Annotated in this window: 10 protein-coding genes; 5 read left to right on the top strand and 5 right to left on the bottom strand. The window is 68.7% G+C overall.

Features of this window, described 5'->3' with window-relative positions:
• Together BKN37_RS23705 and BKN37_RS23700 are read left to right on the top strand one after the other, a co-directional pair.
• A partial coding sequence (locus BKN37_RS23705) for an alpha/beta hydrolase family protein (protein WP_479724563.1) occupies nucleotides 1-680 on the top strand: 680 nt, incomplete at its 5' end.
• Between the two features lie 22 nt (nucleotides 681-702).
• On the top strand, nucleotides 703-1,773 hold the full coding sequence (locus BKN37_RS23700; RefSeq protein WP_165618383.1) for a TIGR03857 family LLM class F420-dependent oxidoreductase: 1,071 nt from the start codon (nucleotides 703-705) through the stop codon (nucleotides 1,771-1,773).
• Between the two features lie 70 nt (nucleotides 1,774-1,843).
• Here BKN37_RS23700 and BKN37_RS23695 read toward each other — a convergent pair whose 3' ends face one another.
• Nucleotides 1,844-2,698 (bottom strand): hypothetical protein, encoded by an 855-nt coding sequence (locus BKN37_RS23695; protein WP_071029377.1) that lies wholly within the window; start codon nucleotides 2,696-2,698, stop codon nucleotides 1,844-1,846.
• Nucleotides 2,699-2,808: 110 nt separating this feature from the next.
• Nucleotides 2,809-4,305, bottom strand: a complete 1,497-nt coding sequence (locus BKN37_RS23690; RefSeq protein ID WP_071029376.1) for an acyl-CoA carboxylase subunit beta — start codon at nucleotides 4,303-4,305, stop codon at nucleotides 2,809-2,811.
• A gap of 75 nt (nucleotides 4,306-4,380) precedes the next feature.
• On the opposite strand from BKN37_RS23690, the gene BKN37_RS23685 reads away from it, so the two are divergent.
• Nucleotides 4,381-5,211 carry an enoyl-CoA hydratase/isomerase family protein gene (locus BKN37_RS23685; RefSeq protein ID WP_071029375.1) on the top strand — a complete coding sequence of 277 codons (831 nt, stop codon included), beginning with the start codon at nucleotides 4,381-4,383 and terminating at the stop codon, nucleotides 5,209-5,211.
• Nucleotides 5,212-5,268: 57 nt separating this feature from the next.
• Nucleotides 5,269-5,832 carry a hypothetical protein gene (locus tag BKN37_RS23680; protein WP_071029374.1) on the top strand — a complete coding sequence of 188 codons (564 nt, stop codon included), beginning with the start codon at nucleotides 5,269-5,271 and terminating at the stop codon, nucleotides 5,830-5,832.
• Here the strand turns inward: BKN37_RS23680 and BKN37_RS23675 are convergent.
• Together BKN37_RS23675 and BKN37_RS23670 are read right to left on the bottom strand one after the other, a co-directional pair.
• Nucleotides 5,829-6,122, bottom strand: a complete 294-nt coding sequence (locus BKN37_RS23675; protein ID WP_071029373.1) for a hypothetical protein — start codon at nucleotides 6,120-6,122, stop codon at nucleotides 5,829-5,831. The two genes, BKN37_RS23680 and BKN37_RS23675, sit on opposite strands and share 4 nt — an antisense overlap.
• A 150-nt stretch (nucleotides 6,123-6,272) precedes the next feature.
• Nucleotides 6,273-6,656, bottom strand: coding sequence for an ArsR/SmtB family transcription factor (locus BKN37_RS23670; protein WP_083342004.1), 384 nt, complete (start codon nucleotides 6,654-6,656; stop codon nucleotides 6,273-6,275).
• 91 nt (nucleotides 6,657-6,747) lie between these two features.
• Here BKN37_RS23670 and arsM point away from each other — a divergent pair, with 91 nt between their 5' ends.
• A complete protein-coding gene (arsM, locus tag BKN37_RS23665; protein ID WP_071029372.1) occupies nucleotides 6,748-7,542 on the top strand; it encodes an arsenite methyltransferase in 795 nt (264 codons plus the stop codon).
• Nucleotides 7,543-7,604: 62 nt separating this feature from the next.
• Here arsM and BKN37_RS23660 read toward each other — a convergent pair whose 3' ends face one another.
• Nucleotides 7,605-9,344: a molybdopterin-dependent oxidoreductase gene (locus BKN37_RS23660; protein ID WP_071029379.1), complete on the bottom strand. Its 1,740-nt coding sequence runs from the start codon at nucleotides 9,342-9,344 to the stop codon at nucleotides 7,605-7,607.
• Nucleotides 9,345-9,591: the final 247 nt, after the last annotated feature.

Raw genomic sequence — 9,591 nt, 5'->3', positions numbered from 1 at the left:
TGGTGTGGGTGCACGGCGCCGGCCAGGGGGCGGCGGGGGATCTGCTGGTCGCCCGGGTGGGCCGGTTGCACCGCGAGCTGGGGTTCAACATTGCGCTGCCGGTCCAGCCCGGGCACGGCGTCCGTCGTCGCGCGTGGCCGGCCTATCCCGGCCACGATCCGCTGAGCAACGTCGCGGGCATGATGCGGGCGATCTCGGAGGTGCGCGCGGTGGTGCGCTGGCTGCATCCCCAGTCCACCGCGATTGCGGTGTCGGGGATCTCGCTGGGCAGCCCGGTGGCCGGGGTGGTGGCGCAGCTGGAAAAGCGGGTGGACGCGGTGGCGGTGTACACCCCGATCGCCGGGCTCAACGCGATGATCGGGCACCATCTGTGGCGGTGGGGCCCGGCGGCGGGACCGATGAGCGACGCCCTGCGGTCCGAGGTGGCCACCAACCTGATGTCGGTGGTCAACCTGCTCGACACCGATCCGGTGCCGCCGCCCGCGCGCCGACTGACCGTGGCGGCCTGGCACGACCGGATGGCGTTTCGGGAGCCGGCCGTGGCGCTGCAGGAGCGGTGGGGCGGCCAGTTGTATTGGCACGACGGCGGTCACGTCGGCCAGATCTTCTCCCGGCGGGTGCAGGCCGAGTCCGAGCGGTTCCTGGGCGCGGTCGTGGCGCAGGGTGGTCGTTCCGGGTGATCGGCGGCAGGATTACCGAGGTCTGGAACCGCGGCTACAAGCAAGGAGTTTGGCAGTGACGCAACGGGTGCTCGACGAGCTGGGCTACTACCTGCTGGCCGGGGCCGGCGGCGAAGGGCCGGCGACGTTGGTCGACGAGGCCCGCCGCGGTGAGGAACTCGGCTTCGGGACCGCGTTCATCTCCGAACGCTGGAACGTCAAGGAGGCCTCGTCGCTGGTCGGGGCGGCCTGCGCGGTCACCGATCGGATGCACATCGCCACCGCGGCAACCAATCACAACACCCGCCACCCGTTGATCACCGGGTCGTGGGCGACCACCATGCACCGGCTGTCCGGCGGCCGGTTCACGTTGGGTCTGGGCCGCGGGGTGGCCGCCATGTACGCCGCGTTCGGCATCCCCGCGGTCACCACCGCGCAGCTGGAAGACTTCGCCCAGGTGATGCGGCGACTGTGGCGCGGCGAGGTCATCTTCAACCACGACGGGCCGATCGGTCGCTACCAGGTGCTGTTTTTGGATCCGGACTTCCGCGAAGACATCCGGCTGGCGCTGGTGGCGTTCGGGCCCCGGACTTTGGAGCTGGGTGGGCGGGTGTTCGACGACGTCATCCTGCACACCTACTTCACCCCGGAAACCCTGCAGCGCGCCGTGAAAACCGTCAAGGACGCCGCCGAGCGGGCGGGCCGCGACCCGGCCAGTGTGCGGGTGTGGTCGTGTTTCGCCACCGTCGGCGATCACCTGCCCGAAGCGCTGCGGCTGAAGAAGACCGTGGCCCGATTGGCGACCTACCTGCAGGGCTACGGCGATCTTTTGGTGAAGACCAACGGCTGGGATCCGGCGGTGCTGCAACGCTTCCGGGCCGACGCGGTGGTGACGTCGATTCCGGGCGGCATCGACCATAAGGCCACCCCGGAGCAGATCGAACACATCGCCACGTTGATTCCCGACGAGTGGCTGGAGCCGGCCGCCACCGGCTCCGCGCAGCAGTGCGTGGACCGCATCCGGGCGGAGTTCTACTACGGCGCCGACGCGGTGATCCTGCACGGCGCCACCCCCGACGAGCTGGAACCGATCGTCAGGGTGTACCGCGGCTAACCGGTGGCAGATTGCGCCGATTGTGCGGTTTCATACGCTTTTCGGCGCTGGGGCGTATCGAATCGCACAGTCACGAACGCCCTGGCGCGAAGACGTACGACGCGGCGGTGATGGGTTTGTCGGCGGCGCCCTCGTCGTAGAGCAGCACCCGCACCGCGACGGTGCCGTCGGCGCCGGGCATCGGTTCGCATTCGGCCCGGAACGGCCCGGTCTTGCCGCGGGCCAAAAACATCACCTGCGACGAGACACCCTGCAGCTGATCGGTTCCGGCGACGGCCGCGGCGGCGTCCAGCGCGGCCGTCTCCAGGATGACGAACTGCGGCCCGATGTGCAGGGCGGCGTCGGGGGAGGCCACCTCGACGGCGAGTTCGGGCAGCGCCCAACACCCGTCGGCGCGGCGTTGCCCGCCGAACACCCGCCACAGCGGCGGCAGGTCGGGGGAGTCGACGATGCCGAGTGGCTGGGCCGGCATCTTTTGCAGCCCGTCGGGCGGGATACCGATGCTGATGCCCTGTCCGGCGGTGAGCGCCAGCACCCGACTCGGATTGTCGGCGTCGACGATCGTCGAACGGCTATAGCCCAGTTGCCGGCCCCGTTTCAGGGTTTGCGACACGATTTCGATGCGTGCCACGTCGCGGCCCGGGTCGAGAACCTGACAGGAGTGGATCACCGGGTTGGGGACGGCCTCCAAATCCGACATCCCGCCGCCCTCCGGGGCGGCGATGCCCAGCACGGCCAGCAAAACCCCGCCGGTGGCATTGCGCATATCGCGGCGCAGCGTGACGGTGTCGTCGACCGGGCCGAGGTCCATCGAGGCGTAGCTGCGGCCGATGTAGCGGTAGCTCAGCAGCCCGCCCCAGCGCCGGCGCAGCTCGGCGGCGTAGGCCTGCGGATCTCCGCTGAGCTCACGAATATCTCGGGGCATCGCTGGTCTCCTGACGGGCTAGCGTTCGGTGCGAGCGTGCGCAGAAACGGGTTTCAGCCCGGCGTGTCGGCCGGGGACACGCACGCTCGCGGGGGGAACGGGACGGGACCTCACGGCAATATGCCGATGCGGCTGACCGGCTCCGCGGGGGACTGGCGGCCACAGATGCCGCGCTGCAGGGCGGACAGCAGCGCATCCCGGGTCTCGCGCGGGTCGATGAGCTCGTCGAAACCCAGATGTTCGGCCGAGCGGTACGACGCCTGCAGCTCGGCGTCGCGCAGCCGCGCGGACACGTCCTCGGCGGCGTGGGAGGCGCGGCTGAGCGCCGCCGCGCTCATCGCCCCCATCGTCGCGCCCGGGTAGGCGAACGTGGCGCCCTGGGAGTCGAACCCGAGCAGCGACATCACCATCGAGCCGAACCCGTAGGCCTTGCGCAGCGTGACATGCAGCTTGATCGTGGTGGCCGCGGTCTGGGCGGCGAACATCCGGGCGCCGGCGCGCAGCACCCCGCTGCGCTCGGAGGCGGACCCGGGCAGCATGCCCGGGTTGTCGGCCAAAAACACGATCGGCAGATGGAACGAGTCGGCGACGGTGATGAAATGCGCGGCCTTGTCGGCGGCGTCGGCGTCGATGGAGCCGGCCAGCACCTGAGGCTGATTGGCGACCACCGCCACCGGGTGCCCCCCCAAATGCGCCAGCGCGCAGATGATCGCCGGCCCGAACCGGGGTTGCACCTCGAACCAGTCCGGCCGGTCGAAGACCACGTCGAGCACCGCGCGCATGTCGTAGATGCGGCGGTTATCCCGGGACACGATGTCGAGCAGCTCGGGGGTGGGCCGCGGCGCGCTGTCCGCATCGGGCGGCAGCGCCGCCGGATACGACCAGGCGCTGGGCGGAAAGTAGGACAGGTAGCGGCGGATGTCGTCGAGCACGGCGGCGTCGTCGGCGGCCAGGTTGTGGATCACCCCGCTGGGCACCGCGACGTCGGGCCCGCCGAGGTTTTCCTTCGAAATCTCCTCGCCGGTGGACTCTTTGACCACCGGCGGGCCGGCGGTGAAGATCGCGCCCTGGGGGCTCATGATCCGAAAGTCGCACACCGGCGCCACCAGGGCGCCGTGGCCGGCCGACGGGCCGAGCACCGCGGCCACCGTCGGCACCCGACCCGAACACCGGGCCTGGGCCAGCAGGTCGGTCGGGGTGCGCCCGTAATGCCCGCCGGTGGGCCGAAACCCGGCGCCCTCGAGCAGCATCACCAACGGAACCTTGTCGCGCAGCGCCAGTTCGGCGATGCGGTACCGCTTAGCGTTGCCGCCCGGCCCGATGCTGCCCGCCAGCGTGGTGAAGTCCTCGGCGCCCACCATCACCGGCGCGCCGTTGAGCAGCCCGGAACCGACCACGATGCCGTCGGCGGCGATCTCCCCGCCGACCAGGGTGCCCAATTCCCGGAAGCTGCCGGCGTCGAGCAGGTGCTCGATGCGGGCCCGGGCGTCCAGCTTGCCCTTGCCGCGGTGTTTGGCGAGTCGCTCCGGGCCGCCCATCGCCCGGGTGTGCGCCCGGCGAGAGTCGAGGTCGGTGAGCGTGTCCTCCCAGTCTTGGGATGGTGTCATTGTCGGTCCTCACTGGTCGTGGTGCAGCCCATGTCCGTTGACCATACTGAAGCCCTTACTGTAGCGTCCGCGTGCATGGTGAGTTCGGCATCCGAGGACAGCCCCCGGCCCCCCGACGGCGACTGGCTGGGCACGCCGTACCTGTCGTTTCGGCGGGAGGGGGCGATCGCGGTGTGCACCCTGGACCGCCCCGAGGCCCGCAACGCGATGAGCCCCGCGATGTACTTCGGGATCCGCTACGCGGTGGGCCGGGTCAACGCGGACCCCGACCTGGCCGGGCTGCTCATCACCGGCACCGGCGACGTGTTCGCCCCGGGCGGCGACATGGGCGGCGGCGGCGCCGACAACTGGATCACCTTCGGGTCCGCGCTGGGCATGGACATCACTCCGTTCGACGCGCTGCGCAGCTCGGCCAAACCGGTGGTGTCGGCGGTCAACGGGCTGTGCCAGGGCGGCGGACTGCAAATCGCGTTGTGCAGCGACGTTTCCGTGGTCAGTGACCGGGCCACGTTCCGGGTGCCGGAACTGTTCCGCGGCATCGCCGACACCTACTACAGCCAGATGCTGGCGCGGCTGATCGGGCCGGTCCGGACCCGTGATCTGATGTTCACCGGCCGGGTGCTCAGCGCGCAGGAAGCGTTGGAGTGGGGGATGGTCACCCGGGTGGTCGCCCACGAGGAGCTGCTCGGCACCGCCCGGGATATCTTGGCGCAGTGTTGCCGTACGGCACCCGGGGCGCGGGCGGTCATCAAGTCCAGCCTGGACGCGTACCTGGGGCTGTTCGACCGGATCGGGATGACCTCCAGCCTGGGCGCGGCGGAGGCCGTCGAAGGCTTTGCGGCGTTCAAGGAACGCCGGTCACCGGACTGGGTGCATCCGGAGCTGCGGGTCGAGGGCCGGCTGTAGGCGACGCGGCGGGGGATCAGCGCTGGTTTGCGGGCCGGACATGAGACGGTTGGTGTCATGCAGTCCCATGACTACCTGACCTACGAAGAGTTCGGGCGCCGGTTCTTCGAGATCGCGGTGACCGAGGAGCGGGTCGCCGCCGCGTTCGCCTCGATCGCCGGGGACGAGTTCAGCATGCCCCCGATCGCGCAGGGCCCCGGCAAATTCGCCAAGGTCAGCGCCGACGTCAAGATCCGGGAGCCGCGGGTCACCCGAAACCTCGGGGCCACGATCACCTTCACGATTCACATTCCGCTGAGCATCGAGCTGCTGGTCGATCTGCGGCTGGACAAGCAGCGGTTCACCGTCGCCGGCGATATCGCGCTGCGGGCCTCCGCGCGGGCCGCCGAACCGTTGCTGTTGATCGTCGATGTGGCCAAGCCGCGCCCGGCCGATATCACCGTCCAGGTGTCCTCGACGTCCATCCGCGGCGAGATTTTGCGGATCATCGCCGGCGTCGACGGTGAGATCCGGCGGTTCATCGCCGCCTACGTCGCCGACGAGATCGACAGCCCCGCATCGCAGGCGGCGCAGACCATCGACGTGGCCGAGCAACTCGACGCCGCCTGGACCGGCATTTAACGGCCGGGCTCACCGCCACCGGGCGGCGGCGCTTCGGCGGCCCGCACCCGACGGCGTTCGGCGCCGATCCAGGCCAGCCCGGCTCCGATCGCCAGCAGCGCGACGATGGCCGCCGCCACGCCCCAGCCGGCCTGGCCGGCGGCGAACGTGCCCAGGCACACCATGACGGCCGCGATACCCACCCCGATCAGGATCAACCCCGGCATCCGCACGGTGTCCTTCATCGCCTCGCCGGCGCGCGGACGGGTGGTGCGGTAGTGATCGACGGGGTCGTTCGCGGTGTCGCCCATGAGCGTCTCCTCTGCAATCAGCCAGCTGCCCGCCCGGGCAGATGCGCACAAACGAGGGACTACCCGAACCGGCGAGGGAAAAAACGGCCGGGGCCGGCGACGGTCAGCGATCCCGGTGGTGAGGTGGGTCGGTAGGAAATGCTCCCCAGCTCAGTGGCCGCCGGCGCGGGCGAACACCCCGGCTAACGCGTCCAGCGTCGCGGGCACCAACCGGTAGTAGGCCCACTTGCCACGCTGGGATCGTTCCAGCAGACCGGCCTCGACCAGGATTTTGAGATGGTGTGACACCGTCGGCTGGGAGAGCCCCACCGGTGCGGTCAGCTCGCACACGCACGCCTCGCCATCCTGATAGCCGGCGACCAGCGACACCAGGCGCAGCCGGGTCGGCTCGCCCAACGCCTTGAGCACCCCAGCCAACCGTTCGGCGGCCGCCGCATCCAGCACCACGTCGGTGATCGGACGACAGCACGCTTCAAGATCGGCGACCTGCTGGGCGCTATGAGGTCGCGTTGAGGACGCCGGGGCGACGGGCACGATTCCGAGTATGCCACACACGCATTGACAACCATCGATGCGTCGTGCACGCTACGGTCCCATAGACGGCTGTCGATGGAAGGAACCGGGGATGACGGATAACTCAGCTGCCGAATTGCGTGATGAGGTGCGCGCCCGCTACGCAGATGCCGCCACCGCGATCAGCAGTGGCGTCACCAATAGCGATGTGCTCGCCGCGGCGAGTTGTTGTGGGTCTAGCGATTCGGTGGACGTCGGCACCGTCTTCGGCGCGGGGCTCTACGGCGCTGGCGAGCACTCCGAGCTGCCCGCGGAAGCCCTTGCAGCGAGCTTAGGTTGCGGCAACCCGACCGCGGTGGCTGAGCTCCACCCGGGTGAACGTGTACTTGACTTGGGCTCCGGGGGCGGGATCGACGTGCTGCTCTCGGCGCGCCGTGTCGGTCCGGACGGATTCGCCTACGGCGTCGACATGACCGACGAGATGCTCGCCCTTGCCGAAGCCAACAAGGCCAAGGCCGGGGTTACCAACGTGGAGTTCCGCAAGGGCACCATCGAAGACATCCCACTGGCGGACGCCACCGTCGACGTGGTGATCTCCAACTGCGTGATCGACCTATCGGTCGACAAGCCCGCCGTACTGGCCGAGATGTTCCGGGTCCTGGTCCCCGGCGGGCGGATCGGGATCTCCGACGTCGTCGCCGAAGACCACCTCAGCGCCGCCGAGCGCGCCGAACGCGGCTCCCACGTCGGCTGCATCGCCGGGGCGCTCTCCACAACGGAATACCTCGACGGTCTCGCGCAAGCCGGATTCGCCGACGCCTCGGTTACGTTCACCCACCAAGTTGCCGACGGTATGCACGGCGCCATCATCCGCGCCGCCAAAGCCGCAGCGCCGACCGGCGACTAATCCCAGCCGGTACGGCCTAGTCGGCGTCTGCACCGCGCCCGGCGAGCTCCGCCGGGCCCTTGTCAGATGGTTTGGTGGCGCCCGAAGTACTTGTGGTCTTCGCTGTAGCCGCCGTACCCGCTGCCTAGCTCCTCGTAGCTCTCCAGGAACTCGATCCCCTTGAGCCACTTGACCTGTTTGAAGCCGTGCTGCAGTTCGTTGCGCAGCCGCAGCGGTTTGCCGTGACCGTAACTGAGCGGCTCGTCGTTCATGCTGTAGGCCAGCATGGTCAGGTGGTGGCTCATCTGCTTGATGGGGTGCACGTTGTAGTAGATCCCGCCGGTGGCACCGAAACCCATCGAGTAGAACGCCACCCATTTGGCCTGGGGCAGCGGCTTGACCACATCCATGATCGACTGCATGGACACCCCGCCCCACTTGGCGACACCCGACCAGGCCTGGATGCACATGTGCTGGGTGATCTGCTCGTGGTAGGGCAGCGCCTTGAGGTCGTCGAGGGAGAAGTCGGTGGGGTTCTCGACCAGGCCGTAGACCTTCAGCCGCCAGTCCTTGAAGTCGTCCTTCTCCAACTGCTTGTACTCCACCGTCTCCGGCAACCGGCCGTTGTGCCAGAAATACGGCGAGATGTCCTTCTCGGTGAACGCGCCCGGCTTGGGGTTGGCGGCCTCCAGCATCCGCTGGAAAGGCCCGATCAACGCGTAGCCGACCCGCTGCACCACCCGGGGGTGCTTAATCGTGAACGGGGTGGCCCACACCCAGGCGATCGCCACCACCACCATGGCCGCGGCGAAGACACCCAACCCGAGCCAGCTGTCGTCGTCGCGGGAGGCGAACATGTGGTTGAGGTTGCGCAACGCGTCGGTGGCGAACACCAGCGTGACGTGCACCAGGATGAAGAAGAGGAAATACACCAGCACCAAAAAGTGCAGGGAGCGGGCGTGCTGCAGGTTCAACCGCTTGCTGATCACGGTGAAGCGCATCGACAGCGCCGGCGACATGCCCAGCGCGGTGATCAGCGCCGCCGGCGCGGCGATGAACACGGTGGTGAAGTAGGCGATGATCTGCAGCCCGTTGTAGGCGTACCAGCCGTTGTCATCCGGCCAGTGCAGCGACAGGTACTGGATGGCCGTCGACGCGGCGTTGGGGAACACGTCCCAGCTGGTCGGCACCACGTGCCGCCACTGGCCGGTGGCGAACAGCAGCACATAGAAGACGGCGCCGTTGAGCAGCCACAACACGTCGGCGCCCAGGTGCCACCAGCGGGCCAGGCCGATGGAGTGCCGGAAACCGGGCAGCCCCAGCTGCGGCGGCAGCGCGACGGTGTCGTCGTTGGCGGTCCAATACCCTTCGGGCACCGGCGGACCCACCCGCAGCCATTCGTCCTTGCCGGGGGTGGAATTGCGGCTGAAGTACAGCCGGGGATGGTCGCAGAGGATCTGGATGCCCGAGCGGATGATGAACATCATCAGGAACAGGTTGAAAAAGTGGGTCCAGCCGGCCCAGGCCGGCAGACCGGGCGGCACGTTGGTGGCGTCGGAGCCGGGGTAGCGCTCGACGAACGCGTGGACGGACGGATTGTTGTACAGGCCCTTGCCGATCGCCACCGCCACGATCAGCCCGACAAAACCGATCGGCAGCAGCCACAGCAGGTTGAACCATTTGTCCTTGCCGACCCGCAGCTTGGGCGCGGTGGCCCGCCGGGTCAGGTCGAATCCGCCGCCGTAGGCCTCGACGTCGATCTGGTCGTGGGCGTGGTGGATCTCGGTGCGGTAGCCCTCCAGCTCCAGCTCGACGGCTTCCAGCTCACCGAGCTCATCCGATTCCGGCTCGACGACCGAGGGTCCCGCCTGCCCGACAGGATCGTGATCTTCGCTGCTCAACACACGTCTCCCTTCGTCGCTCACCAGACGCTCAGTAAGCTACACGAGGCCGCCTGCAGATTAGCTGTGAACGCGACGCAGAGCGGGGTGCCGGTGGACGGTCGCCCTCAACATACCAGCGCAAAAGTCGCATTTGCGCCTGAATTACGCAAAAAATTCCGCAACTGCG

It is taken from the genome of Mycobacterium talmoniae, assembly GCF_001854525.1.
Taxonomy (GTDB): domain Bacteria; phylum Actinomycetota; class Actinomycetes; order Mycobacteriales; family Mycobacteriaceae; genus Mycobacterium; species Mycobacterium talmoniae.
Note: the sequence above shows the minus strand (reverse complement) of the source record. Positions and strands in the feature narration are given on the sequence as shown.

What these genes read in the sequence shown, in the direction of transcription:
- BKN37_RS23675 (WP_071029373.1), bottom strand. Translation starts at nt 6,122, where the DNA reads ATGGGCGACACCGCGAACGACCCCGTCGATCACTACCGCACCACCCGT.
- arsM (WP_071029372.1), top strand. Translation starts at nt 6,748, where the DNA reads ATGACGGATAACTCAGCTGCCGAATTGCGTGATGAGGTGCGCGCCCGC.
- BKN37_RS23690 (WP_071029376.1), bottom strand. Translation starts at nt 4,305, where the DNA reads ATGACACCATCCCAAGACTGGGAGGACACGCTCACCGACCTCGACTCT.
- BKN37_RS23680 (WP_071029374.1), top strand. Translation starts at nt 5,269, where the DNA reads ATGCAGTCCCATGACTACCTGACCTACGAAGAGTTCGGGCGCCGGTTC.
- BKN37_RS23695 (WP_071029377.1), bottom strand. Translation starts at nt 2,698, where the DNA reads ATGCCCCGAGATATTCGTGAGCTCAGCGGAGATCCGCAGGCCTACGCC.
- BKN37_RS23685 (WP_071029375.1), top strand. Translation starts at nt 4,381, where the DNA reads ATGGTGAGTTCGGCATCCGAGGACAGCCCCCGGCCCCCCGACGGCGAC.